At 65.5% G+C, this 24,483-nt stretch carries 20 protein-coding genes; 5 read left to right on the top strand and 15 right to left on the bottom strand.

Annotation, left to right across the window (positions count from 1 at the left end):
- Positions 1–34 precede the first annotated feature (34 nt).
- The 8 genes from ACNFCH_RS21350 to ACNFCH_RS21315 form a co-directional block, all read right to left on the bottom strand.
- Positions 35–490 (bottom strand): REP-associated tyrosine transposase, encoded by a 456-nt coding sequence (locus tag ACNFCH_RS21350; RefSeq protein ID WP_416743657.1) that lies wholly within the window; start codon positions 488–490, stop codon positions 35–37.
- Between the two features lie 162 nt (positions 491–652).
- Complete coding sequence (locus tag ACNFCH_RS21345) at positions 653–2,293, bottom strand: fatty acid--CoA ligase (RefSeq protein WP_337159027.1); 1,641 nt, start codon at positions 2,291–2,293, stop codon at positions 653–655.
- 11 nt (positions 2,294–2,304) lie between these two features.
- Positions 2,305–4,077, bottom strand: coding sequence for an acyl-CoA dehydrogenase C-terminal domain-containing protein (locus ACNFCH_RS21340; RefSeq protein ID WP_416743656.1), 1,773 nt, complete (start codon positions 4,075–4,077; stop codon positions 2,305–2,307).
- Complete coding sequence (locus ACNFCH_RS21335) at positions 4,070–6,544, bottom strand: efflux RND transporter permease subunit (protein WP_337159029.1); 2,475 nt, start codon at positions 6,542–6,544, stop codon at positions 4,070–4,072. The genes ACNFCH_RS21340 and ACNFCH_RS21335 overlap by 8 nt, the downstream gene beginning before the upstream one ends.
- A gap of 28 nt (positions 6,545–6,572) precedes the next feature.
- The gene (locus ACNFCH_RS21330) at positions 6,573–7,640 is read right to left on the bottom strand and encodes a WD40/YVTN/BNR-like repeat-containing protein (RefSeq protein WP_337159030.1); all 1,068 of its coding nucleotides are present in this window, start codon (positions 7,638–7,640) and stop codon (positions 6,573–6,575) included.
- 61 nt (positions 7,641–7,701) lie between these two features.
- Entirely contained in the window at positions 7,702–9,063 is a 1,362-nt protein-coding gene (locus ACNFCH_RS21325) for a DUF1329 domain-containing protein (RefSeq protein ID WP_043215716.1), read from the bottom strand.
- 18 nt (positions 9,064–9,081) lie between these two features.
- Positions 9,082–11,016, bottom strand: coding sequence for a DUF1302 domain-containing protein (locus ACNFCH_RS21320; protein ID WP_337159031.1), 1,935 nt, complete (start codon positions 11,014–11,016; stop codon positions 9,082–9,084).
- 84 nt (positions 11,017–11,100) lie between these two features.
- Positions 11,101–11,667, bottom strand: coding sequence for an RBBP9/YdeN family alpha/beta hydrolase (locus ACNFCH_RS21315; RefSeq protein ID WP_337159032.1), 567 nt, complete (start codon positions 11,665–11,667; stop codon positions 11,101–11,103).
- A 276-nt stretch (positions 11,668–11,943) separates the two neighbouring features.
- On the opposite strand from ACNFCH_RS21315, the gene ACNFCH_RS21310 reads away from it, so the two are divergent.
- Positions 11,944–12,957, top strand: coding sequence for an AraC family transcriptional regulator (locus ACNFCH_RS21310; protein ID WP_416743651.1), 1,014 nt, complete (start codon positions 11,944–11,946; stop codon positions 12,955–12,957).
- Positions 12,958–13,070: 113 nt separating this feature from the next.
- Here the strand turns inward: ACNFCH_RS21310 and ACNFCH_RS21305 are convergent, their stop codons facing one another.
- The 6 genes from ACNFCH_RS21305 to ACNFCH_RS21280 form a co-directional block, all read right to left on the bottom strand.
- A complete protein-coding gene (locus ACNFCH_RS21305) occupies positions 13,071–13,394 on the bottom strand; it encodes a Rieske (2Fe-2S) protein (RefSeq protein WP_416743649.1) in 324 nt (107 codons plus the stop codon).
- The gene (locus tag ACNFCH_RS21300; protein WP_416743647.1) at positions 13,391–14,032 is read right to left on the bottom strand and encodes a DsbA family oxidoreductase; all 642 of its coding nucleotides are present in this window, start codon (positions 14,030–14,032) and stop codon (positions 13,391–13,393) included. The genes ACNFCH_RS21305 and ACNFCH_RS21300 overlap by 4 nt, the downstream gene beginning before the upstream one ends.
- Complete coding sequence (locus ACNFCH_RS21295; protein WP_416743645.1) at positions 14,029–15,336, bottom strand: MFS transporter; 1,308 nt, start codon at positions 15,334–15,336, stop codon at positions 14,029–14,031. The genes ACNFCH_RS21300 and ACNFCH_RS21295 overlap by 4 nt, the downstream gene beginning before the upstream one ends.
- A 186-nt stretch (positions 15,337–15,522) precedes the next feature.
- Positions 15,523–16,575, bottom strand: coding sequence for a 3-keto-5-aminohexanoate cleavage protein (locus tag ACNFCH_RS21290; protein ID WP_043215843.1), 1,053 nt, complete (start codon positions 16,573–16,575; stop codon positions 15,523–15,525).
- Positions 16,576–16,630: 55 nt separating this feature from the next.
- A complete protein-coding gene (locus tag ACNFCH_RS21285; RefSeq protein WP_416743643.1) occupies positions 16,631–17,479 on the bottom strand; it encodes a TauD/TfdA dioxygenase family protein in 849 nt (282 codons plus the stop codon).
- 13 nt (positions 17,480–17,492) lie between these two features.
- Positions 17,493–18,473, bottom strand: a complete 981-nt coding sequence (locus ACNFCH_RS21280) for a quinone oxidoreductase family protein (RefSeq protein WP_102081980.1) — start codon at positions 18,471–18,473, stop codon at positions 17,493–17,495.
- A gap of 238 nt (positions 18,474–18,711) precedes the next feature.
- Here ACNFCH_RS21280 and ACNFCH_RS21275 point away from each other — a divergent pair, with 238 nt between their 5' ends.
- Positions 18,712–19,278, top strand: coding sequence for a hypothetical protein (locus tag ACNFCH_RS21275; RefSeq protein ID WP_337159038.1), 567 nt, complete (start codon positions 18,712–18,714; stop codon positions 19,276–19,278).
- A gap of 158 nt (positions 19,279–19,436) precedes the next feature.
- Here ACNFCH_RS21275 and ACNFCH_RS21270 read toward each other — a convergent pair whose 3' ends face one another.
- A complete protein-coding gene (locus ACNFCH_RS21270) occupies positions 19,437–20,324 on the bottom strand; it encodes a LysR family transcriptional regulator (RefSeq protein ID WP_043209252.1) in 888 nt (295 codons plus the stop codon).
- 95 nt (positions 20,325–20,419) lie between these two features.
- Between ACNFCH_RS21270 and ACNFCH_RS21265 the strand changes: the two genes are divergently transcribed.
- From ACNFCH_RS21265 to ACNFCH_RS21255, 3 genes are read left to right on the top strand one after another with little or no spacing between them, the layout of a single operon-like run.
- Entirely contained in the window at positions 20,420–21,853 is a 1,434-nt protein-coding gene (locus ACNFCH_RS21265; RefSeq protein WP_416743640.1) for an aldehyde dehydrogenase family protein, read from the top strand.
- A gap of 13 nt (positions 21,854–21,866) precedes the next feature.
- Positions 21,867–22,853: a dipeptidase gene (locus ACNFCH_RS21260; RefSeq protein WP_196163369.1), complete on the top strand. Its 987-nt coding sequence runs from the start codon at positions 21,867–21,869 to the stop codon at positions 22,851–22,853.
- Between the two features lie 54 nt (positions 22,854–22,907).
- A complete protein-coding gene (locus ACNFCH_RS21255; protein ID WP_337159040.1) occupies positions 22,908–24,458 on the top strand; it encodes a BCCT family transporter in 1,551 nt (516 codons plus the stop codon).
- Positions 24,459–24,483 lie beyond the last annotated feature (25 nt).

Genomic DNA, 24,483 nt, shown 5'->3' with positions numbered 1-24,483 from the left:
GAGCGGGTTTACCCGCGAAGGGAGCACCACGGATTCAAAGCCAGACGGCATCCCAGTGCGGGTACTCCCTGATGCTATTCACCAAGCCCGCCCGCAGCGGGTTGGCCACAATGTACCTGGCCACTGCCTTCACCTCCTCCTCCCGACGCAGCGCCCGGTCTTGGTAGCCCGGTTGCCAAATCGGGTGATCTTCAACACCTGACTGATGCAAGGTACGGCTTGAGCGCGACTTGAACCTGCGCATCAAGGTGCCCAGCGTTGCAGCCTTCAGTTCGATCAACCAATGAAGATGATCCGGCATTACCACCCATGCCAAGGATCGACAGGCCTGCTCCTGGTCCAACAGACGTAGATGTTGAATCACCAGGCGAGCAGGTCGAAGATTGCAAAACAGCGGTTTGCGACGATGCGTGACAGTGGTCAACAGGTACAACCTGCCAGGCGCCGAGTAGCGGCCACGGCGCAGCAGGTGGGATTTGGCGAGAGGCATTGGATCTTCCTTGAATCAGGTCTCGCCTTAAGCCTAATGATTCGGTCGAACTACCCAAGTGGGGAATGGTTTCTGGATATGCTTGTGTTGTCCTCTTCGCGGGTAAACCCACCTGGTCCGCGCAGGCCCTTGTGGCGGGTTTACCCGCGAAAAGCCCAGTGCCTAAAGGCAAGTCTGGCGAATGCGCTTCTTGTCGATCTTGCCCACGCTGGTCTTGGGGATTTGGTCCACGAAACGCACCTGCCGGGGCACGGCCCATTTGTTCAGTCGCCCGCTGTCGACGTATTGCTGTAGATGCCGGGCAAGGGCTGGCTGGTCCAGCGTCATGCCTTCGGTGCAGACCACCAGGGCCAGCGGCTGTTCGCCCCAGCGTTCGTCCGGCAGGCCGATCACGGCGACCGAGTCGACGCCGGGGTGCTGGCTGATCAGGCTTTCCAGCTCTACCGAACTGATCCACTCGCCTCCGGTCTTGATCACGTCCTTGATCCGGTCGCGGATGCGCATCACCCCGTGCGCGTCGATGCACGCCAAGTCGCCCGTGTGCAACCAGCCGCCGGCCCAGAGCGCGGCGCCTTGCTCGGGCGCGTTGAGGTAGCCCTGGGTCAGCCAGGGCGCACGCACCACCACTTCGCCGAGGGTTTCGCCGTCATGGGCCACGTCTTGGCCCTCGCCATCGACGATGCGCAGATCCACCAGCGGGATCGGCACGCCGGCCGCGATGCGCAGGGGCACCTGCTGCGCCATGGGCAGCGCCAGATCCTCGGCGCTCAGGCAGGTCAGGCTGAGCAATGGGCAGGTTTCGGACATGCCGTAACCGCAATGCACGCGAATGCCCCGCTCGCTGGCTCGCTGGGCCAGGCCCTGGGTCAGGGCGCTGCCGCCCAGGAGCATCTTCCAACCCTTGAGGTCTGTGCGCTTGCCCTCTTCGCAGTCGAGCATCATCTGCAGCAAGGTGGGCACGCAATGGGAGAAGGTCACCCCTTCGTCACGGTACAGGCGCACCAACTGATTGGCCTCGTAACGCCCGGGGTAAACCTGCTTGATACCCAGCGCCGTGGCCACATAGGGCACGCCCCAGGCATGCACATGGAACATCGGCGTGATCGGCATGTACACATCGCCCGTGCGCAACAGCGGCTCACCACCACAGGCGGCGAGCGTGCCCAGCTCGTTGAGGGTGTGCAGCACCAGCTGGCGATGGGTGAAGTACACGCCCTTCGGATCGCCAGTGGTGCCAGTGGTGTAGAACAGCGTCGCGACGGAGTTTTCATCGAAATCGGGGAAGTCGAAGTGGCTGTCCACCGCCGCCAGCAAGGCCTCGTACTCGCCCACCAACGGCAGGCCGGTCACCGGCGCCAGGCCTTCGCCGAGGCGGATGAAGCGCTCGACCGTGCCCAACTCGCCGTGCAGTTGTTCCATCAGCGGCAGGAAATCGTCATGCACCAGCACCAGCCGGTCTTCGGCGTGGTTCATGGTGTAGCGGATCTGCTCGGCGGACAGGCGCACGTTGACCGTGTGCAACACCGCACCAATCATCGGCACGGCGAAGAAGCACTCCAGCGCCCGGTGGCTGTCCCAGTCGAGCAAGGCCACGGTATCTCCCGGGCGCACGCCGGCCTCGATGAGCACATTGGCCAAACGCTGAATGCGCGTCTGCAAGGTGGTGTAGCTGTAGCGCAGCTGGTCGGCGTAGACGATCTCCTGCCCCGGCTGGTAGCGCACGCCCGACAGCAGCAGGCGCTTGATCAGCAGCGGGTAGGTGTAGGCCTCGGCCGCCGGTGCGATGACGCGGGTCTTGATCATGGCGCCCTCCATCACAGCTGCGCCTCGTCGAGCAGATAGAGGCTGTCGCTGCCGGCCTTGACCACGGCGCTGAGCGAATGGATGCGCGGCAGCACGCGAGCGAAGTAGAACCGCGCCGTGCCCAGCTTGCTCTGGTAGAACGCGCCCTCCTGCGCCATGGCCACATCGGCCATCCGCGCCCACAGGTAGGCGTACAGCGTGTAGCCGAAGGCGTGCAGATACTCCACCGCCGCCGCGCCGATTTCTCGCGGGTTGCCCTGGGCGCGGTCGAGCACCCAGGCGGTCAGTTCGTCCAGGTTGTCCAGCGCGGCCAGCAACGGCGTGCGGAACTCGCCGCGCGACGGCGCCAGGCCTTGGGCGAATGCGCGCATCTCATCGCCCAGCAATTGATAGCTGCGCCCGCCGTCGGCGACCAATTTACGACCCACCAGGTCCAGGGCCTGGATGCCATTGGCCCCCTCGTAGATCTGGGTGATGCGGCAGTCGCGGATCAACTGCTCCTGGCCCCACTCGCGGATATAGCCATGGCCGCCGAACACCTGCTGGCCATGCACCGTCGTCTCCAGCCCCATGTCGGTCAGAAACGCCTTGGCCACCGGCGTCAGCAATGCCACGCGGGCCTCGGCCTGGCTGCGCACGTCGGCTTGCTCGCTGTACTTGGCCACGTCAAGTTGCTGCGCCACGTAGGTGGAAAACGCTCGTCCGCCTTCGTTGAGCGCCTTCATGGTCAGCAGCATGCGGCGCACGTCCGGGTGCACGATGATCGGGTCGGCCGCCTTGCCGGGCGCCTCGGGGCCGGTGGCCGCGCGGCCCTGCAGGCGGTCGCGGGCATAGGCCACGGCGTTCTGGTAGGAGCGTTCGCCCAAGGCCAGGCCCTGGATGCCGACGCCCAGGCGCTCGTAGTTCATCATGGTGAACATGGCGTTCAGGCCCTTGTTCGCCTCCCCCACCAGGTAGCCGAGGGCACCATCGAAGTTCATCACGCAGGTGGCCGAGGCCTTGATGCCCATCTTGTGCTCAATGGAGCCACAGCTGACCGCGTTGGCCTCGCCCAGCTCGCCATCGTCCTCGACCATCACCTTGGGCACCAGGAACAAGGAGATCCCCTTGGGCCCGGCCGGCGCGTCAGGCAGCTTGGCCAGCACCAGATGGATGATGTTTTCGGTCAGGTCCTGTTCGCCGCCGGTGATGAAGATCTTGGTACCGGTGATGCGGTAGCGGCCATCGGCCTGGGGCTCGGCGCGGGTGCGGATCAGGCCCAGGTCGGTGCCGGCGTGGGGTTCGGTCAGGCACATCGAACCGGTCCAGCGGCCCTCGTACATCGGCGGCAGGTAGCGGGCCTTGAGCGCGTCGCTGGCATGGTTGAGCAACGACAGGCAGGCGCCGGCCGTGAGCATCGGGTAGAGGCCGAACGACAGGTTGGCGGCGTTGAGCATTTCCTCGACCTGGGCGCCGATCACCTTGGGCATGCCCATGCCACCGAACGCCTGGGCGCCCGTCACACCCACCCAGCCATCGGCCGCGTAGGTCCGGTAGGCGTCGACGAAGCCATCCGGGGTCGTCACCGTGCCGGCCTCGAAGCGACAGCCTTGTTCGTCGCCGCTGCGGTTGAGCGGCGCCACGACCTGGGCGATGACCTTGCCAGCCTGTTCTAGCACGGCCTTGGCGGTGTCGGCATCGACCTGTTCCACCAGTGCAGGCGTCTGCGCCCACCAAGCCGGGATATCGAAGACTTCGTTGAACAGAAAATCCATATCGCGCAAAGGCGCAAGGTAATCAGACATGAGACGAACACTCGGCTTCTTGGTTGTTGGAGTGCAGCCCACCTTGGGTGCGGGGGCTGGTGGCGTTCGCCCGGACCTTGTCGCCGGGCAGGAGGAAGTACGACAGCGCCGGGATCAGCACCAGCGCGCCGAGCATGTTCCACAGGAACATGAAGGTCAGCAGCAGGCCCATGTCGGCCTGGAACTTGATCGGTGACCAGGCCCAGCCCACCACACCGGCGGCCAGGGTGATGCCCACCAGGCCCACGACCCGGCCGGTGAAGGCCACGGCGTTCTGGTAGGCCTGGGCCAGCGAGAGCCCCTTGCGCTGGTAATGCAGCTGCACGCTGAGCAGGTACAGGGCGTAATCCACGCCAATGCCCACGCCCAGGGCGATCACTGGCAAGGTGGCGACCTTCACACCAATGCCCATGGCCACCATCAGCGCCTCGCACAGCACCGAGGTGAGCATCAGCGGCAGCACCGCCACCAAGGTGGCGCGCCAGCTGCGGAAGGTCACCAGACAGAACAGCGTGACGGCCAGGTACACCAGCAACAGCATGGTGCGGTTGGCTTCGCGCACCACGATGTTGGTGGCGGCCTCGATCCCGGCGCTGCCGGCGGCCAGCAGGAACTGCCGATCATCACTGCTGTTGGCCTGGGCGAAGCGCTCGGCGGCAGCCACCACCTCGTCCAGGGTGTCGGCCTTGTGGTCCTTGAGGTAGGCGATCACCGGCATCAGCGAGCAATCGTTGTTGAACAGCTCTGGGGCATTGACCGAGGCCTGCTGGGCGGCGTAGTTGAGCACGTCCTGGTTGCGCTGGATGCTGTTGAGCTTGGGGTTGCCCTCGTAGGTACCGGCGGTGATCTGGCGCACGGCGTTGGTCAGCGACAGCGTGGTCTGCACACCTGGCAGCTGTTGCAGCTCCCAGGCCAGGCGATCGGCCAACACCAACGTCTGGTAGCGCAGACAGCCTTCAGGCGCGGTCTTGACCATGACCGCGAAGGTGTCGCTGGAGAGCGCGTAATGGTCGGTGATGTAGGCGTTGTCGCGGTTGTAGCGCGAGTCGGCGTGCAGCTCCGGGGCGCCGCTGTCCAGGTCGCCGATCTTCAACTGCAGACTGGCCCACAGCCCCCCTGCCCCCATTGCCACGGCCAACAGCACCGCCGCCGTGGCCCACTTGCGCTCGGTAAAGCGGTCCAGCACATCCCACAGTTTGCCGAAGCCCCGGTGCGCGGCGGCGCGCGAGTCGATGCGCAAGGCGCGCTCGGCGGCCTTGCGCCCGACACCGATGTACGACAGCGCCACCGGCATCAACAGCAGCGAGGTGAAGATCAGCACCGCCACGCCGATGCTGGCGGTGATGGCGAGGTCCTTGATCACCGGAATGTCGATCAGCATCAGCACGGCAAAGCCCACCGCGTCGGCCAGCAGCGCCGTCACCCCGGCCACGAACAGGCGGCGGAAGGTGTAGCGGGCCGCGACCTGGCGGTGGGTGCCGCGCCCGATGTCCTGCATGATGCCGTTCATCTTCTGCGCGGCGTGGGACACGCCGATGGCGAAGATCAAGAACGGCACCAGAATCGAGTACGGATCGATCGCGTAGCCCAGCCAGGCGACGATGCCCAACTGCCAGACCACCGCGGTCAGCGAGCACAGCACCACCAGCAAGGTACTGCGCACGCAGCGGGTGTACAGGTAGATGATCACCAGGCTCGTGACCACCGCCAGGGCGAAGAACAGCATCACCTGGATCAAACCGTCGATCAGGTCGCCCATCAGCTTGGCGAAGCCGATCACGTGGACCTTGTAGGGGCCGGCCGCTTCGTAGTGGCTGCGCAACTGTTCGAGCTGGCGGGAGAACGCGTGGTAGTCCACGCCACGGCCAGTGGCCGAATCCCGGTCGAGCAGCGGCACCACCAACATGCTCGACTTGAAGTCGCGGGCCACCAGGCTGCCGACGATGTTGGCGCGCTCGATGTTCTGGCGCAGCTGCTCGATGTCCGCCTGGGCCCCCTGGTAGCCGTCCGGCATCACCGGGCCGCCCTGGAAGCCCTCCTCGGTGACCTCGGTCCAGCGCACAGCCGGGCTCCACAACGACTTCATCCAGGCGCGGTCCACACCCTGGCTGAGAAACAGCTCATCGTTGATGTGCCGCAGGGCCTGCAGGTAGGCCGGGTCGAAGATGTCGCCCTCGGTGTTCTCCACCACCACCCGCAACGAATTGCCCAGGCCGCGCAGGGACTGGCGGTTGTCCAGGTAGTTCTGGATGTAGGGGTGGCTCTGCGGAATCATCTTCTCGAAGCTTGGACGCAGTTCCAGGCGGGTCAGCGCCACGTAGCCCAGCACCAGGGTGGCCAGGCACATGGCGAGCACGAACGCCAGGCGATGGTTGAACACCAGGCGCTCCAGCCCGTTGCCCGAGCGCGTGTCGAAATCTTCGAGGTTGCGGATCACCGGCAGGGTGTCTTGTTGGATATCGGCCATCAGGGTTTTCTCTTGTTATGGGTGGCGCTTACTGAAGCGCCAGCGTGCGTACGCCGCGCTCGCCCACCAGCACCAGGTCGGAGGCGGTGTCGAAGGCGCTGGCACTCACGGGGGTGCGCGAGGTTTGGCGCACCAGGATGAAACTGGCGCCCCCATCGCGGCTTTGCAGCAGGTCACCGGCCTGGCTCGACAACCAGAACTGGCCGTGGCTGTCCAGGCTGGCAGCGGTGAGGCTGGTGGCCAGGCCCGTGTTCACCGGCTGCCAGTTCAGGCCGCCATCGGTGCTGCGGTAGGCATGGCCGCGCAGGCCGTAGGCCAGCAGCACCCCCGCTTTGCCGGTGATGCCGAAGAACGTGCCACTGTAAGGCGTGGCCAGCCGGGTGAAGCGCTGGCCGGCGGCATCGAGCTTGAGCAGCAGGCCCTGCTCGCCGGTGATGTACAGCGCGCCGTCGATCTGGGCTAGGCTGGTCAGGTGCAGGCCCTGGGGGTTGTCGCTGCGCTCGAGCCAGGGCGTCCAGCTGCGCCCGCCGTCAGTGGTGTGCAGCAGCAGATTGAACACGCCGACGGCAAAGCCGTGCTGCTCATCGGTGAACCACACATCCAGCAGCGGCTTGTCAGCGCCTTCGGCCACCAGGCGCTCGCCCTCGGCCACCCAGGCGGCCCAGCGTTCATCCTGCGGGGCGGCCTGGGCCTGGGCGCGGTACCAGGCGAGCACTTGCTCTGCGAGCACGCGACCGTCCAGTTGTTTTTCCCAATGCTCGCCGCCATCGCCGCTGTGCAGGATCACCCCGTCGTTGCCCACGGCCCAGCCACTGCTGGGAGTGGGGAAGCTCACCGCATTGAGGTCGGCGCTGACCGGTACCTGAGCCTGCTGCCAGTGCGCGCCATGGTCATCGGAATACACGATGTGCCCACGCGGGCCGACAGCCACCAGCCGCTCACCGGCACGGCCCACATCGCGCAAGGGGCTGACCGGCGCCAGCGCGCTGGGCATCGCTGGCAGGTCCAGCACATCCACGTAGGGCGCGGCCTGGGCCAGGCCCTGCAGGGCGGCACAGAGCATCAGCACCTGGGCGCTTGATTTGAAGACAGACATCCCGAACCTCCCGATTCGTCGGACGAGGCCTGCGCAAGGCAGCCGCGCAGGCCCCAGGCACTCAGCGAATACCGGCCCCCGCCAGGGACTCGGGCGACCATTGGGTCTTGGACAGGGGGTCGATGTAGCGGATACCGCCGTAGGCACCGACCACGCCATTGAGGTTGTAGGTGCCACCGATCAGGTCGTAGATCATGAACGGCGTGGCATCGGGAGTGGTCTTGTCATAGCTCTGGGTGAGGAAGGCGAACGAGCCACGGTACAGCTGGCCACGGGCGTCGTACTGGTCCGAGGCCAGGGCGACCCAGCTGTCTTCATCGAGGTAGAAGCGGCGCTTGTGGTAGATGTGGCGCGCGCCGTCCTTGAGCTTGCCCTCCACCACCCAGACCCGGTGCTTCTCCCAGCGCACGAACTGCGGCGCCAGGTGGTTGGGCGTGGTCAGCTGGCTGACATCGGTGTTGTAAGTCAGCTTGTAAGTGTTGTACGGCACGTACATTTCCTGCTTGCCCACCAGGGTCCAGTCGTAGCGGTCCAGGGCGCCGTTGAAGACGAACACGTCATCGTAGGTGCCCGAGCCCGAAGTGCCCGGGTTAGGCGTGTCGTAGGCCAGGTTCGGCGCCAGCTTCACCCGGCGCTGGCCCGGCAGGTACTGCCAGGCGCTGCGTGGCTGGGCCAGGGGGTTGGCGGCGTCGCGCAGCATCATCGCTTCGCCGGCGCGGCGGGCTGGGGCGGTGTACACCAGTTTCATCTGGTAGTAGGTGTCCTTGGCGCCGATGGTCTTGCCCATGTCTTCATAGACCGGGTAACTGATGTTGGCCTGGCCTGTGGTGGACAAGGTGGCCTTGCCGGCCGCATCGACGTTCCAGGAGTCGTACTTGGCGGTCATGCTCACGCCCTGGTAGCGCAGCAGGAAGTTCCACATGGCCTCGGCGCCGGTCTGCGGAATCGGGAACGGGATGCCCGGCAGCACGTTGTCCACCGCGGTACCGCCCTCCTGGCTGCGGGCGCCGGTGGCGTTCTTGAGGGTGTTGTCCAGCACCGGCTGCGGCAGCGCGACGGTGCGGTGGGTCGGGTAGACATCCACCTGGAAGGTCGGGAAGCGCTTGAGCAGCTCCAGGGTGGTGGCGGTGAGCTGCGCCTTGTACTGCTCGGCGTTGGCAGCGTTGATCACCAGCAGCGGCTTCTCGCTGGCGAAGGGGTCCGGGCGCATGCTAGCGCCCTGCTGGTAGCTGGCCGGCGGGGTGACCAGGCCGCCCTGGTAGGCCGGGATGCTGCCGTCGGCGCTGGCAGCCTTTTCGGCCCCCACCGACGTCAGGCTGGTGCCCAGGCGCGCGGCCTGGTCACTGGAGACTGCCGCCTGGGCGACATTGAGGGCGAGCAGCGACAGGCACGAGGCCAGCAGAGTGTTGTGCAACGTTTTCATGATTGGGGGTTCCTGTACTCAGAAGGTGGTCTTGAGGGTCAGGTAGAGCGCACCACGGTCCTCGGTGGTGGCGCCGCCACCGGAGAAGGAGGCGTAGCCGCCGCCATAGCAGGTGTAATCCTGCTCACCATCCAGGGCATTGGGGGTCGAGCCGTCGGTCTGGCCGTCCTTGCAGGACTCGGCCTTGCCGAAGCTGTCGACGTATTTGAGATCGACGAAATACTGGTTGTAGAGCGCAGCGCTCACACCGACGGCGTAGTTGCCGGTGTCTTCGGCGCCACCGCCCTGGACCGGCGACACACCGTCCAGGCCGACGTTGATCGACAGCGGCAGGCTCATGTCCACGCCGGGGAACACCTGGTACCAGGTGGGGGTGAAGTTGACCGCGATGCCCCAGTTGTCACGGGTGGGTTTGTCGATGCCGCGGTAGCTGCCCTTGCCCTTGTACAAGGCCTCGTTGTGGCTATCGAGCTTGAGCAGGTTGCTGTAGAACAACTCGCCCAACAGGGTCGCCGAGTCGAACAGCGGCGTGTCGCCGATGCTCATCAGGCCGTTGAGGGTCCAATGCAGGGTGTCGCCGGTGGCGCTCATGCTGTCGCCATCGTGTGGGGTCTCGTAGACCACGCCACTGCTGGGCAGGCGCGGCGGCAATAGGCCGAAGCCGTTGCCCAGGCCGCCCTGGCCGGGCGCGCTGACGATCGCCGGGATGCTCGACAGCGGCATGTTGTGGCGGATGTTCAGGTCGCTGCCGACGCTGATGCCACCGACGTCCTTGGACAGGCTCAGGCCATAGATGTCGATATCGTCGGCATAGGCGAACTGGTACGTAGCGCTCTGCAGCGAGTTGTACAGGTTGCCCACGGCGCCCTGCAGCCCGGCCGGCGGGTTGCCGAACGGGCCGCGGGCGACGGTCAGGCCGCGGGCATCGAGCCAGGCCTGGGGCAGGATCTCCGAGCTCTTGCGGTAGTAGAAGCCCAAGGTGCCATCCAGCCATTCGGGCGACCATTTGGCCATGACGCCCCAGTCGCCGCGCTTACGCGGGGTGAGGTCGTGGCCACGACGAATGTTGGTCAAGGCGCCCTGCACCGGAATCAGCCCTGGGGTGCCGGTGTGGCCGAGCAGGAAGCTCTGGGCGCCCTCGCCCACCAGGTCCGAGCCGCCGTAATAGGTGCCCGCCTCCGGTAGCCGCGCGGCGTCCCAATCCAGGAAATACTGTGCGCCCAGGGTCAGCTCGGGATTGACCAAAAACGAGGCCGACAGCTGGTTGCGCGGCACGAACAGCTCCTTGGCCTCGGTGCCGGGTGAGGCCGCGAGCTTGGCCAGGTCCAGGCCGGACTGCCCATAGCTCAGCGAATGCACCGGGTTGAGCAGGGTCTCGCCCCAGAACAGGTTGTGCTGGCCGAGTTTGCCGCTGAGTTCGGAGGCCTCGCCCACCTCGGTGCGCATGAACACGAACGCATCGAGCACTTCACCGGACGGCCCGCTGTAGTAGCGCTGGGCGTAGTTGCTCAGGTGCGGGCTGCCCAGCGGCACACCGGTGCCGGGCAGGCCATTGAGGCTGGGATTGATGCCCGATTGCTCGCCGTTGCCATTGACGAACGGGTTGGAGTTGGAACCGGTGTTGTCGTAGGCCTTGTCGTACCAGCTGGCGGCGCTGACACGAAAGCCCATGCGCTGCTGGTAGATCACATCCAGTTCGGTCAGCAGGTCGACCCGGTTGGTGACGGTGGTACCGGCCTTGCGAAAGTTGTAGTCGCCGTCGTTGTTGTTCGGCGTGGCCAGCATGCGCTTGTCGGCGCTCTCGGTGCGGACGCCGTAGTTGTACTTGACGGTGTTGTCCAGGCGAACGGACCAGTCCTCATGGCCGGTATCGACTTCGAAAGCCTGGGCACCAGGCAAGGTGAGCAGGCCAACGGTGCAGGCCAACAGGCAGTGGGTGCGTGACTTGGGCATTGCGTGACTCCGGTTATTGTTATTGTTCTGTTCACCGCCCGTCATGCGCGGGCGTTGGTCAAGCGGTGTTGCGGTATTACGGTGTCAGCGGTCGAGTTGCTGGATCAGGGCCTCGGCCTGGGGCCAGGGGCCGAAACCGGCAGCCGGGTTGAGATGGCCGACCGCGCCCAGCGCCAGCAACTCGCTGCCCCAGGCCTTGGCCATGGCGGCGGCGGCGTCCAGGCTGGCCAGGTGATCGTTGCTGCTGGCCGCGACGATGCTGGGGAACGGCAACGGCGCGAGCGGCAAGGGTGTCCAGCCGTTTTCCTGCAGGCGTTCGGGGCTTGGATAGGCGGCGGGCCACTGGGCCTGCAAGTCCGGCGGTGCGGCCAGCAGCGCGCCCTTGATCGGCCGCTGATGGCGCGCCGCCCAATGGGCCACCATCAGCACCCCGGCACTGTGGGCCACCAGCACCACGTCGCCGTCGATCTGCTCGATCTCACGCTGGATCGCCTCGACCCGGGCATTGCAGTCCAGGCCATTGACCTTAAGCGGCGGCACCGTACGCACCTTGGCCAGGCGTGCGTGGAGCAAGGTCTGCCAATGCTCGGCAACGTGCTCGCGCAGGCCGGGAACGATCAAGACGGTCGCGTTGGTATGCAGTTTTTCCACGTCGGCACCTCAGCCAGGGGTGGTGCGCCACCTGGTCGCAGGGGCGCGTTGGACCTCACAGTAATGAGCGGTCCAACCAGGCGCTTTACATTGGGCGTCAGTGACTTTTCATTTGATGACAGCGACTTTGCCGGGGGTCGGCATCGCCTGGGTTATGGGGAAATGGCCGAAATTTCCAGACCAACAGCAGCTTCTCATTTGGTGACACCCGAGCTATAAGAAGAGACCCGTGGGCCGTCGCGGGTCACCTGATGAGAACGCGTGGAAAACAATAAAATGACCGCCCTCGTACGTGCTGCAAGCCTGACCAACTACCTCGAAGTGTCCCGTCATCTGGGGCTGAACCCCCATGCCTTGCTGGCCCAGGTCGGGCTCAGCGCCAGCCTTCTGGACGACCCCAACCAGCGCATCCCTGCCGCCACGGTGATCGCCTTGCTGGAGGCTTCGGCACAGGCCAGCCATTGCGAGACCTTCGGCCTGCGCATGGCGGAACTGCGCCAGTTGTCGGACTTCGGCGAGATCAGCCTGCTGCTCAGCCACCAGCGCACCCTGCGCGATGCCTTGCAGGTGATCGTGCAGTATCGGCACTTGCTCAACGACGCCTTGGCCATCCATGTCGAGGAAGCCGGCAAGACAGTGATCATTCGCGAAGAGGTGGTCACCGACCGCGCCCACGGCAGTCGCCAGGCCACGGAGCTCGCCATCGGCGTGATGCTGCGCCTGTGCGCGGCCCTGCTGGGCGCGCACTGGCGGCCGATCAGCGCCAACTTCACCCATACCGCGCCCGCCGATCCGACCATCCACCGGCGTATCTTCGGCTGCAAGCTGGTGTTCGGCAGCGAGTTCAACGGCATCGTGTGCCCGGCGACCGACCTGGACACCACCACCCCGTTGGCCAACGAAGCCATGGCACGCCTGGCCCAGCGCTACCTGGACACCCTGCAGGCCAGCGGCACACCGTCGCTGGAGCTGGAAATGCGCAAGACCATCTACCTGCTGCTGCCCATGGGCCGCGCCACCATCGAACAGGTGGCGCAGACCCAAGGCATGAACGTGCGCACGCTGCAGCGGCGCCTGGAGGACTGTGGCGTGACCTTCAGCGACCTGGTCAACGGCGTGCGTCGCGACCTGGTGCTGCGCTACCTGGAGAACCCCAATTATTCGTTGGGACGCATCGCTGACATGCTCGGCTATTCGATGCCCAGCTCCTTCACCCGATGGTTCATCGCCCAGTTCGGCATGCCACCGGCCAGCTGGCGGGCCAGTCATCCGCCCTCGGCGGCGCATTGAAGTGCTTGGGGCCGCAGCGCGGCCCATCGCGGGACAAGCCCGCTCCTACAAGATGGCGCTGGACCTGTAGGAGCGGGCTTGTCCCGCGATGGGCTGCGCGGCAGCCCCAGGGATCAACAGACCACCTCGGCCTCGAACAGGATGAACACGGACTCCCCTTCCCGCTCCACCGGATAACAGGTCACCTTCAGCGCCGTGGAATTGAGCAGATACCCGCTGGCCAGGTCGAAGCGAAGCCCATGGGCGCAACACTGGATGGTCCGCCCTTCCAGCCGCCCGCCGCACAGCGAGGCCCCCTGGTGCGGGCAACTGTCGTCGATGGCATAGAGCACACCCTCGACATCGAACAAGGCCAGGCTTTTCTCCTGGTACTCGAACAATGCCCTGCCGTTACGCGGCGGCAACTTGCCCGGCGGCACCGCGACACGCCGGCTCATGCCGGCTGCGCCTCGCACAAGGCCTCGAACAACACATCAGCAGGTTGAGCGCCCGACACCACGCGACGCCGGTCGACCACAAAACACGGCACCCCACCCGCCGCCCGCCCCTGCTCGCCCACGAACGGCCATGCATCCTCGCGCAGGCAGTCGGTAACCTGCGCGGGCATCAGGCCACAGCTCTGGGCGATAGCGAGCAACGTGGCGCGATCGCCCAAGTCCTGCCCTTCATGGAAATACGCCGCGAACAGTCGCATCAGCAAGGCATCGGCCTGTTGCCGGTTGCCCAGCGCCTGCACGCGCTGCAACAGGCGATGGGCATTGGCGGTATTGGGCATGCGCCGGATCCGGGCAAAGTCGATGTGCTCACCCACCGCGCTCGCCGCGTCGCGCACCTGGGCCTGGCGCTGGCGCACAGCTTCGTCGCTGCCCAGCCGCTCGCGGTAGAACGCCTCGAACGGCACCCCTTCAGCAGGGAGACCAGGCAGCAACTGTACACCCCGCCAGTGCACCCGGACCTGGCGCTGCGGCTGCTCGTGACGCAACCGCGCCAGGGCCTGCGCCAGGTGGCGCTGGCCGATCAGGCACCAGGGGCAGATGAAGTCAAAGAACACCTCCAACGTCACCGTCTGCATCATGGCTGCGCTCCGGGGGCCAGGGTCGGCTCGTTGTCCTGCAAACGGGCCATGTCCCGGTGGTAGTGACGCTTGGCGATGAAGAACACCAGCGCAGCGCCAAGGCTCATCAGCGGCACCAACTGCATCGCCGCGTGCAGGCCAAGCACATCGGATACGCGGCCAGTGATCAGCGGCCCGGTGGCCAGCCCCAGCAGGTTGTTGGCCAGGGTCAGGGTGGCGAACGCCGTGCCGTGCACCGAATAGTGAGTCAGGTTCGCGACCATCGCACTGGACGGCCCGCTGGTGCCCGCCGCGACCATCATCCCCAGGCAGATCAGCACCAGTTGCGCCGTGCCCGTGGGCAAGGCGAAGGCCACCGACAGCAGCAGGCAACTGCCCAGGCAATAGGCGATGGCCAGGCTGATCTTGCGGTCCTGGCGTACACGCCCCAGGCGGTCGCAAAGCATGGCGCAGAGGATCATGCCCACGCCGCTGCACAGCACGATGATCGCGGCGATCACCCCGGCCCGGTCGGTGCCCATGGCGTAGTAGCGGCTCAGGTAGCTGGGCATCCACACGATCACCGTGCCGCCGACGAACAGCTGCAGGCCGCTGCCGACGTAGGCGGCGATCACCGAGCGGCTGCTGTACAGGGTGCGCAGCGGCCGTGCTGCCTTGCACAGGGCCTTGTCCAGCCGCCGCGGCGCGACCTTGGCCTCCTTGACCACCAGGGGGTAGATCAGGGCCAGCAGCAACCCGAATAGCGCCATGCCGGCGAACGACCAACGCCAGCCGAAGTGCTCGGCCAGCACCCCGCCCAAGGCCATGCCCAGCACCGAGCCGAACATGCCGCCGGCCATGAAGGCGCCCGCCAGGGTGGCGCGCAGGTCGCGGGGGAACACCGCGACCACCACGGCGATGCCGACGCTGCCATAGGCCGCTTCGCCCACCCCCACCAGAAACCGCGCGATGAACATCTGCGGGTAGTTCTGCGCCAGAGCACAGCCCAAGGTGGCCAGGCTCCAGAGCACAGCCATCAGCACCAAGCTGCGGACTCGGCCGAAGCGGTCGGCAAGCAGCGACAGCGGAAAGGTCAGAAGCCCCACCATCAGCGCGACGATGCCGCTGAGCAGCCCCAGCTGGCTGTCGCTCAGGGCCCACTCTTGCTTGAGTAGAGGAAAGACCGCATTGAGTACCTGTCGCGACATGTAGTCGGAGATCAACAGGCCAAAGGTCAGGGCAAAGACCATCCAGGCATAGCGCCTGGATATGCCACGGGAAGTGTCAGCGTCATCGTCTGCGGCGCTGGCGAGATAGGCGGCCATGGTGCCTCCTTGGGGTATCTGGCGTGGATGTTGTTTTTGTTGTTATGAGATGAAGCCAAAAAACCTGGGCCGCCTTTTTAAGGCACGGCCTTGCGTCGCGAAAGGGCTGCAAAGCAGCCCAAGCCATCGTTGCAGCGACGCCAATCTTTCAGGCCGCAAGGCCGCGCCTACAGGGCCCGCGCGCTATCAGGCGCGTTGCGGCACGCCCTTGCGCCCGGGCTGGCGGTTGGGCGCCATGCCATTGGCCTTGAGGGTCTGCTCGATGCTGCTGTACTGCTCGCCAATGCGGTAGATGGCGCGGGCCTCTTTGCCGGTGGCGATTTCCCGGCCCAGTTCGTGGGCCACGCGCACGGTCTGCTGGATCTGCTGCACCGAGGTGAAGCGCTTGCCGTGCTGGTCGATGATGGTGTCTTCGTTGCCGCAGCGCGGGTGCAGGCCCATGGCCAATGCCATGGTGTTGAACGGCAGCACGTTCTTGAGCAGCGATTCGGCGGTCAGGGTGCAGCCATCCGGCGCGCGGTGGATGAAGTTGAAGAAGTTGAACGGATTGGGGCCGTCGAAACCGCCGCCGATGCCGATCCAGGTCAGGTTCAGCGGGCCCATGTAGTCGCCCCGGCGCACGATGCGCTCGAGGGTTTCCAGGGCGTGCATGCCGGTCAGTTGGAAGTGCGGCTGGATATTGCTGGCCTGCAGGCGACGCAGGTGCTCGCGCACCCAGGCCGGCCCGGCTGGCACGGTCATTTCGCTGTAGGCCGCCTGGATGGCCGGATGGGCCAGGGAAGTGCCTTCGAGGTACTCGGGGTACAGCAGCTCCATGATGTTCATCTGGGTGGTGTTGATCGCCACCGTCACCTGGTCGGGCTTGGGCGTCAGCTCGGCCAGCATGTGCCGGGTGTCGTCGGACAGCCACTTGGCCGCCTCGCCCTCGCTCTCCGGGGCAAAGGAAATCGAGCCGCCCACCTGGATGATCATGTCCGGTACCGCTTCACGCACGCCGGCGATCAGCTCGTTGAACTTGGACAGGCGCTTGGAGCCCTTGCCGTCCAGCTCGCGCACGTGCAGGTGCAGCACGGTGGCGCCGGCCTCGTAGCAGTCGACTGCCTTTTGCACCTGCTCGTCCATGGTCAGTGGAATGTCCTCAGGGAAGTCCTCAGGCATCCACTCCGGGCCATAAGGGGCCACGGTGATCACCACCTTTTCCATGTTTTCCGGGTGCAACGAGTCGTCGAAGAATTGCATGAAGTAGTCCTCGCTATTGTTATTGTCCTGGTGCCGCCAGCCGGCGACGGGTGACTCAGAAAGTGCGATCGCCCTTGATCCCGGCCCGCTCCATCTTGCGGTGGCAGGGCGGGTAGTCCATGACCGCGTAATGCTGGGTGCTGCGGTTGTCCCAGATGGCGATGCTGCCCGGCGACCAGCGCCAGCGGACCTGGTACTCGGGCAAGTAGGCCTGGCTGACCAGATAGCGCAGCAGGTCTCCGGCACCGGGGTTGGCATCCTGGCCGAAGCGCACCCGCTGCGGGGTGTGGTAGTTGGTGAAATGGGTGGTGAAGGCGTTGACGAACAACACCTGCTCCCCGGTTTCCGGGTGGGTGCGCACCACCGGGTGCTCGGCGTCAGGGTACTGGGCCTTCAAGGCCAGGCGCTTTTCCAGCGCCATGGCGGCACCGAAGCTCGCCTCGATACTGTGGCGCGCGCGCAGGCCCTCGATCTTGGCTTTCACATCGTCCGGCAGGTTCTGGTAGGCCAGCACCATGTTCGCCCACATGGTGTCGCCCCCTACCGGCGGGCACTCCACGCAGCGCAGCACACAGCCCATGGGCGGGGCCTCGCGCCAGGTGGCATCGGTGTGCCAGGCGTTTTCGTAGCGATCGGCCGGCTGGTCGGGGCGTTTATAGATTTGCACCAGGCCTGGGTGGTCCGGGTCACTGCCGGCCACCGGGTGGTCCTCCAGCTCACCGAAGCGCCGGGCGAAGGCCACATGCTCGGCGCGGGTGATGGTCTGGTCGCGCAGGAACAGCACGCGGTGCTTGAGCAATTGCGCACGGATCTGCTCGAACAGAGCATCGTCGTGGATCGCGTCCGCCAGCTTGACCCCGATCAGCTCGGCACCGATGGCGCAGGTCAATTGTTCTACGTGCATGGTGTTGCCCTCTTCAGATGATGAAGATCGACGAGCCGGTGGTTTTGCGTGCTTCCAGGTCACGATGGGCCTGGACCGCGTCCTGCAAGGCGTAGTGCTGGTTGATCTCGATCTTGATGCGGCCGCTGCTGACATGGTCGAACAGCTCGCCGGCAAGATCGGCCTTCTCGGCCGGATCGGCGATGTAGTCGGCCAGCGCCGGGCGGGTCAGGTGCAGGGAACCCTTGATCGCCAGCAACTGCGGGTCGAACGGCTCGATGGTGCCGGAGGCGGTGCCGACGCAGACCATCAGCCCGCGACGCTTGAGCGAGTCGAGCGAGGCCATGAAGGTGCTGCGGCCAACGCTGTCGAACACCACGTTCACACCGACCCCGTCGGTGAGTTCGCGCACGCGCTTGGCCACATCCTCGACGCTGTAGTTGATGGTGTGGGTGCAGCCGTGGGCGCGGGCAAGCTCGGCCTTGGCCTCGGTGGACACCGTGCCGATCACGTTCACGCCCAACAGCTTGGCCCACTGCGAGACGATCAGGCCGACGCCACCGGCGGCGGCGTGCAGCAGCACCGTGTCACCGGGCTTGAAGTCGTACAGCCGGCGCATCAGGTAGGCCGAGGTCAGGCCACGCATGGTCATGGCCGCCGCGGTTTCGAAGGCGATGGTTTCCGGCAGTTTGATCAGTGCATTGGCCGGGATCAGGCGCTCGGTACAGTAGGCGCCCAGGGTGTTGAGAAAGCCGGTGTAGGTCACCCGGTCGCCCACCACCACGCCGGTCACGCCCTCGCCCACCGCCTGCACCACGCCGGCCGCCTCGACGCCGATGCCGTTGGGCATCGGGATCGGGTAGGTGCCATTGCGAAAATACGTATCGGCATAGTTCAGGCCCACCGCCACATGGCGCAAGCGCACCTGGCCCGGTCCGGGCTCGCCGACCTCGGCATCTTCATAGCGCAATACCTCGGGACCGCCAGGTTCATAGAAGCGTACGACTTTGGCCATGCTCTCACTCCAATCGATCGATCTGGACGCACTGCGTCAGTTCAGGTTGATTGGACTCTAAGCGCTGCGCCCGGCAGGTGCTTCGCATCCGACGACACGGGTTTTTCATTTGGTGACAGCTGCGGCGCTTCGTCACGGGCCGTCCAGGTAGCAGGCATATCGCCAGTGGCTGGCTATGCTTGGTAGGCGCGTGCGTAGCGCACGCCTAACCGGAATCGACGACATGGAAAGAAGCCCGATGAAATTCACCCGCTCCCTCGCCCTTGCCTCGCTAACCTGCGCCGCCAGTTTCACCGCCGTTGCGGCCCCGCTGCCGCTGGGCAGTGAAGCCCTGGAAAGCCACGTCTCCACCCATGTGCTGGCGGTCGATGCACCGAATTACCAAGTCACCGTCGAAGGCCCCAACAAGAAACCCGTGACCTTCCAGCTCACCGAAAAAGCCAAGGCCCTGCCCAACCTCAAGGTGGGGGACAACGTGGACATCTACGTGACCCGGGCGGTCGCCTACGAACTCAATACCGAGGTCGGCGGCGCGCCGAAGATGAGCGAGGAGTCCGGCACCATCCGCGCCACCAAGGACAACCCCAACCCCGGCGGCGAGGCGTTCCGCCAGGTCAAGGTCACTTCCAAGATCAGCAAGATCGACCTGAAGAACCATGAAGTGACCCTGCTGCCGCCGGAAGGCAAGGTGCAGGTGGTCAAGGTTGAGAACCCCGACCTTCAGGCCCGCATGAAGAACCTCAAGGTCGGCCAGACGGTCGATGCCATCTACACCGAAGTGCTGCGCGTCGAGACCTCGCGCTGACGTCGGGGGCTGCTTGGCAGCCCCTTGCAGGTTTCCACCGATTCAAGCGCGACGCGGTACCTGTGTGGGGTTTACCCGCGAACACCGGCACAGCCGGTGCCCTAGCTCGCTCCCACACAGGCCGTGCAACATCGTCAGCGGTGCACGCCCACAGGCCTTCATTCAGTGCTCGGCAACTGCGCCCGCAAGAACGCCATCAGCGCCCCCGCCGCCGGTGACAGGCTGCGCCCTTTGCGGGTGAGCATGCCGATCTGGCGCTCTACCTTGGGCGCGGCCAACGGCAGGAAGGCGAGTTTCTCGTTCTCCAGCGGAAACGCCAGGTACGGCAAGGTGCTGACCCCCACCCCTTCTTCCAGCATCGCGATCAACGAAATCATGTTGGAAACGAACAACCGGCTGTGCTCCAGCAAGCACGCCGCATCCGTGCCTTCGAGCAGCCGCGAGGTGCCGTTGCCGATCATCGGCAGGCCCTGCAATTGCGACCAATGAAGGGCCTCACCCACCTGCACCAGCGGATGATCGGCCCGGCACACCACGCCCACCTGGTCATGGGCGATGGGCGCGAACTCGATCTGCTCATCCTCCATCCACAGGCTGCTGATGCCGAAATCCACCTGCCCTCTGGCCAGCAGTTGCTGGACACTTTCGGCGGTGCCGTCCTGGATGCTGACCTGCACGTTCGGGTGCTCGGCCACGAATCGCGCCAACGGCCCTGGCAATAAACGGCTGGCCACCGAGGGCACGGTGGCGATGCTGACCTGGCCGATCTCATGCCGAGCCAGCAGGGTGGCTTCACGGGCAATACGGTCGTGGTGCTCGATCAAGCCACGAAACAGCGGCAGGCAATGCTCACCGAACGGCGTCAGCTCCACCCGGCCACCGCCCTTCTCGACCAGGGCCTGACCCAGTTTCTGTTCCAGCTCCCGTACTGCCAGCGAGATCGCCGGCTGAGTGCGAAACGCCTGGCGCGCGGCGGCGTGGAAGCTCTTGAGTTCGGCGACCAGCACGAAATAACGCAGTTGGGCGATCTTCAGTTCGGGCAGCATGGTTAGCGATCCTTATCAAAGCATTTTTTTTATTAATTTTTATTTGCTGCATATTGCTCGCAAGATGAGAGCCAGGCAAACGGAGGCTTTCATCCATGACGTACAAGAACTACATCGATGGCCAGTGGTGCGAAGGCCAGACCACCCTGGGCAACCACAGCCCCTCGGATACGCGCGACCTGATCGGCGAATACCACCAGGCCAGCGCCGAGCAGACCCGCCAGGCCATCCAGGCCGCCCGTACCGCGCAACCGCTGTGGGCCGCCAGCGGCCTGGAAGCCCGCCAGCAAGTGCTGATGGCCATCGGCGACGAGCTGATCGCCCGCAAAGAAGCACTCGGCGAACTGCTCTCGCGTGAAGAAGGCAAACCCCTGGCCGAAGGCATCGGCGAGGTCCACCGCAGCGGCCAGTTCTTCCACTACTACGCCGCCGAAGTGCTGCGCCAGATGGGCGAGACCGCCGCCTCCGTGCGCCCGGGCATCGACATCGAAGTACACCGCGAACCGGTGGGCGTGGTGGGCATCATCACGCCGTGGAACTTCCCCATGGCCACCGCGGCCTGGAAGATCGCCCCGGCCCTGGCCTTCGGCAATGCCGTGGTGTTCAAACCCGCCAACCTGGTCCCGGCCAGCGCCTGGGCCCTGACCGAGATCATCAGCCGTCAGGGCCTGCCTGCCGGCACCTTCAACCTGGTCATGGGCAGCGGCGCCAGCGTCGGCGAAACCCTGGTCAACTCGGCCGACATCGACGCCCTGACCTTCACCGGCTCCCTGGAAACCGGCCGACGCGTCGCGGTCGCCACCGCCGGCAACCTGGTGCGCTGCCAGCTGGAAATGGGCAGCAAGAACGCCCTGGTGGTGATGGACGATGCCGACCTGGACCTGGCAGTGGAATGCGCCCTCAACGGCGCCTTCTTCGGCACCGGACAGAAATGCACGGCGTCCTCGCGGCTGATCGTCTGTGACGCCATCCACGACCGCTTCGTCGAGGCCTTGCGCCTGCGCATGCGCCAACTCAAGGTCGGCCATGCCCTGCAGGCCGGAGTGCAGATAGGCCCAGTGGCCGATGCGCGTCAGCTGGAGCAGAACCTGGAGTACCTGCAGCTGGCCCAGGCCGAAGGCGCCACCTTGATCGAAGGCGGCGAACGCCTGCAGCTGGACACCGACGGCTACTACATGCGCCCGGCACTGTTCATCGACAGCCGCAACGACATGCGCATCAACCGCGAAGAGGTCTTTGGCCCCATCGCCTGCGTGATCCGCGTGCGCGACTTCGAAGAGGCCTTGGCCACGCTCAACGACACCCAGTACGGCCTTACCGCCGGCATCATCACCCAGTCGCTGCGCCACGCCAGCGAGTTCAAGCGCCGCGCCCAGACAGGCTGCGTGATGGTCAACCTGCCCACCGCCGGCACCGACTACCACGTGCCGTTCGGCGGTCGCAAAGCCTCGAGCTTCGGCCCGCGCGAACAGGGCCAGTACGCTCGCGATTTCTACACCGTGGTCAAGACCACCTACCTGCGGCCCTGAAGGAAGACGCGCCATGCACGACCTTTTGATGATCGACGGCCTGCAGTACTCCAACTGGAGCCCGGACATATTCCAGCAAATGCAGGCCGGCGGCCTGAGCGCGGTGCACGCCACCATCGCCTACCACGAGAACGCCCGCGAGACTCTGTCGCGCCTGGGTGAGTGGAACCGCCGCTTCGAGACCTGGCCCGAACTGATCCGCCCGGTGCGCTCGGCCAGCGACATTCGCCTGGCCCATGAGGAAGGCCGGGTGGGGATCTTCTTCGGCTTCCAGAACTGTTCGCCGATCGAGGACGACATCGCCTTGGTGGAGGTCTTCCGCCAGCTCGGGGTGTTCGTCATGCAGTTGACGTACAACAACCAGAGCCTGCTGGCCAGCGGTTGCTACGAGCGCGAAGACAACGGCATCAGCCGCTTCGGCCGCCAGGTGATCGCCGAGATGAACCGCGTCGGCATGTTGATCGACATGTCCCACAGCGCCGAACGCAGCACGCTGGAGGCCATCGAGCTGTCGACCCGGCCAGTGATCATCTCCCACGCCAACCCGTCGAGCTTCCACGCCGCCAAGCGCAACAAGTCCGACGCGGTGTTGCGCGGGATCGCCGAGTCCGGTGGGCTGCTGGGCTTTAGCACCTACCCGTTCCACCTCAAGGGCGCCTCGGACTGCACCCTGGAGAGCTTCTGCGACATGGTCGCACGCACCGCCGACCTGATGGGCGTCGAGCACATCGGCATCGGCACCGACCTGTGCCAGGCACAGCCGCTGTCGGTGCTCGAATGGATGCGCAACGGCCGCTGGAGCAAGGAGAAAGACTACGGCGAAGGCTCCAAGGACAACGCCAACTGGCCAGCGCCGTTGCAGTGGTTCCGCGACAGCCGCGACTTCCCCAACATCGCCCAGGGCCTGCGTGCCCGCGGCTTTGCCGAAGACGACGTGGCCAAGATCATGGGGCTGAACTGGTTGCGCCTGCTGGAGACCGCCACCACGGCGCAGGCCTGAGCCCCTCGCACGGACAGCCTTACAAAAAAAACAATCACAGGTTCCGGAGGCTAAATGAAAAACCCAACCACCCTGCCGGCTGACGACCAGACCCTGCGCCTGCCGCTGTCGCGGGACATCGACTGGCCGCTGTTTCTGATCAGCGGCGGCTTTCTCGGCGCATTCCTGTTGGCGGCATTGATCGACATCGATACGGTGTCGGCCCTGGTCAACACCCTCTTCGCCTGGTCGACCAAGGCCTTTGGCCTGTACTGGCAGGTGCTGATGCTGGCGACCTTCGTGGTCAGTCTGGCCATCGGCTTTTCCAAGTGCGGGCGCGTACGCCTGGGCGGCGTGACCCAACGCCCGGACATCAGCACCTTCAACTGGATCGCCGTGATCATGTGCGCCCTGCTCGCCGGCGGCGGCGCCTTCTGGGCGGCTGCCGAGCCGCTGATGCACTTTGCCAGCCCGCCACCGCTGTTCGCGGGTATCCAACCGCACAGCGAAGCGGCGGCCACCGCGGCCCTGGCGCAGTCCTTCGTGCACTGGGGCTTCCTGGCCTGGGCGGTGCTCGGCAGCCTGCTGGCGATCGTGCTGATGCACCTGCACTACGACAAGGGCCTGCCCCTGGCACCGCGCACCCTGCTCTACCCGCTGTTCGGCGAGCGCGCGCTCAAGGGCCCGATCGGCACCCTGGCCGATGCCACTTCGATCATCGCCGTGGTCGCCGGCACCATCGGCCCGATCGGTTTCCTGGGGCTGCAGATCAGCAGCGCTCTGCATGCGGTGTGGGGTGTGCCCAACGGCATCGTCACCCAGTCGGTCACCATCGTGCTGGTCACGGCGATGTACACCGTCTCCTGCCTGGTGGGGCTCAAGGGCATCCGCTTCGTCAGCGAGATCAACGTCTGGTTGATGATCGGCCTGGCCGTGTTCATGGTGGTGTTCGGGCCGACACTGTTCATCCTCGGCGGCTTCCCGCAGGCCTTTGCCTTGCACGTGGAGCACTTCATCCCGATGACGATGTTCCGCGCCGACCCCAAATGGCTGGACTGGTGGACGGTGTTCTACTGGGGCTGGTTCATCGGCTATGCCCCGATGGTGGCGCTGTACGTCGCGCGGATCTCGCGGGGCCGCACCATCCGCGAGATCATCATGACGCTGTCGATCATCGCGCCGCTGGTGACCATGTTCTGGTTCACCGTGGTCGGCGGCACCGGCATTGGCCTGGAGCTGCAGACCCCAGGCATCGTCACCGCCCATGGTGCCCAACCCGAGGACCTGCTGCTGGGCGTGACACAGAACCTGCCGCTGGGCGGTCTGATCAGCGCGCTGTTCCTGTTCTTGAGTTTCATCTCGGTGGCCACCAACGGCGATGCCATGGCCTTCACCGTGGCGCTGGCGATGTCCAGCAACGATAAACCGAAGAAATGGCTGTGCGGTTTCTGGGCCATCGGCATGGGCCTGGCGGCGGTGGTGCTGATCACCATCGGCGCGGGCGGCGTGACGGCCCTGCAGTCCTTCATTGTGATCACCGCGGTGCCGGTGTCGCTGGTGATCCTGCCAGCGTTGTGGGATGCGGTGCGCATCGCCCGGCACATGGCCCGCGAACAAGGCGTCTGAACATGATGCATCCAGGTACGACAAC

It is taken from the genome of Pseudomonas sp. NY15354, from assembly GCF_048068075.1.
GTDB classification, from domain to species: Bacteria; Pseudomonadota; Gammaproteobacteria; order Pseudomonadales; family Pseudomonadaceae; genus Aquipseudomonas; species Aquipseudomonas guariconensis_C.
This window is presented reverse-complemented; position numbering and strand designations above follow the sequence as displayed.

Excerpts from the sequence above, each read along its gene's own strand:
- ACNFCH_RS21350 (WP_416743657.1), bottom strand. The coding sequence starts at position 490 with ATGCCTCTCGCCAAATCCCACCTGCTGCGCCGTGGCCGCTACTCGGCG.
- ACNFCH_RS21345 (WP_337159027.1), bottom strand. The coding sequence starts at position 2,293 with ATGATCAAGACCCGCGTCATCGCACCGGCGGCCGAGGCCTACACCTAC.
- ACNFCH_RS21340 (WP_416743656.1), bottom strand. The coding sequence starts at position 4,077 with ATGTCTGATTACCTTGCGCCTTTGCGCGATATGGATTTTCTGTTCAAC.
- ACNFCH_RS21335 (WP_337159029.1), bottom strand. The coding sequence starts at position 6,544 with ATGGCCGATATCCAACAAGACACCCTGCCGGTGATCCGCAACCTCGAA.
- ACNFCH_RS21330 (WP_337159030.1), bottom strand. The coding sequence starts at position 7,640 with ATGTCTGTCTTCAAATCAAGCGCCCAGGTGCTGATGCTCTGTGCCGCC.
- ACNFCH_RS21325 (WP_043215716.1), bottom strand. The coding sequence starts at position 9,063 with ATGAAAACGTTGCACAACACTCTGCTGGCCTCGTGCCTGTCGCTGCTC.
- ACNFCH_RS21320 (WP_337159031.1), bottom strand. The coding sequence starts at position 11,016 with ATGCCCAAGTCACGCACCCACTGCCTGTTGGCCTGCACCGTTGGCCTG.
- ACNFCH_RS21310 (WP_416743651.1), top strand. The coding sequence starts at position 11,944 with ATGACCGCCCTCGTACGTGCTGCAAGCCTGACCAACTACCTCGAAGTG.
- ACNFCH_RS21305 (WP_416743649.1), bottom strand. The coding sequence starts at position 13,394 with ATGAGCCGGCGTGTCGCGGTGCCGCCGGGCAAGTTGCCGCCGCGTAAC.
- ACNFCH_RS21300 (WP_416743647.1), bottom strand. The coding sequence starts at position 14,032 with ATGATGCAGACGGTGACGTTGGAGGTGTTCTTTGACTTCATCTGCCCC.
- ACNFCH_RS21295 (WP_416743645.1), bottom strand. The coding sequence starts at position 15,336 with ATGGCCGCCTATCTCGCCAGCGCCGCAGACGATGACGCTGACACTTCC.
- ACNFCH_RS21290 (WP_043215843.1), bottom strand. The coding sequence starts at position 16,575 with ATGCAATTCTTCGACGACTCGTTGCACCCGGAAAACATGGAAAAGGTG.
- ACNFCH_RS21285 (WP_416743643.1), bottom strand. The coding sequence starts at position 17,479 with ATGCACGTAGAACAATTGACCTGCGCCATCGGTGCCGAGCTGATCGGG.
- ACNFCH_RS21280 (WP_102081980.1), bottom strand. The coding sequence starts at position 18,473 with ATGGCCAAAGTCGTACGCTTCTATGAACCTGGCGGTCCCGAGGTATTG.
- ACNFCH_RS21275 (WP_337159038.1), top strand. The coding sequence starts at position 18,712 with ATGAAATTCACCCGCTCCCTCGCCCTTGCCTCGCTAACCTGCGCCGCC.
- ACNFCH_RS21270 (WP_043209252.1), bottom strand. The coding sequence starts at position 20,324 with ATGCTGCCCGAACTGAAGATCGCCCAACTGCGTTATTTCGTGCTGGTC.
- ACNFCH_RS21265 (WP_416743640.1), top strand. The coding sequence starts at position 20,420 with ATGACGTACAAGAACTACATCGATGGCCAGTGGTGCGAAGGCCAGACC.
- ACNFCH_RS21260 (WP_196163369.1), top strand. The coding sequence starts at position 21,867 with ATGCACGACCTTTTGATGATCGACGGCCTGCAGTACTCCAACTGGAGC.
- ACNFCH_RS21255 (WP_337159040.1), top strand. The coding sequence starts at position 22,908 with ATGAAAAACCCAACCACCCTGCCGGCTGACGACCAGACCCTGCGCCTG.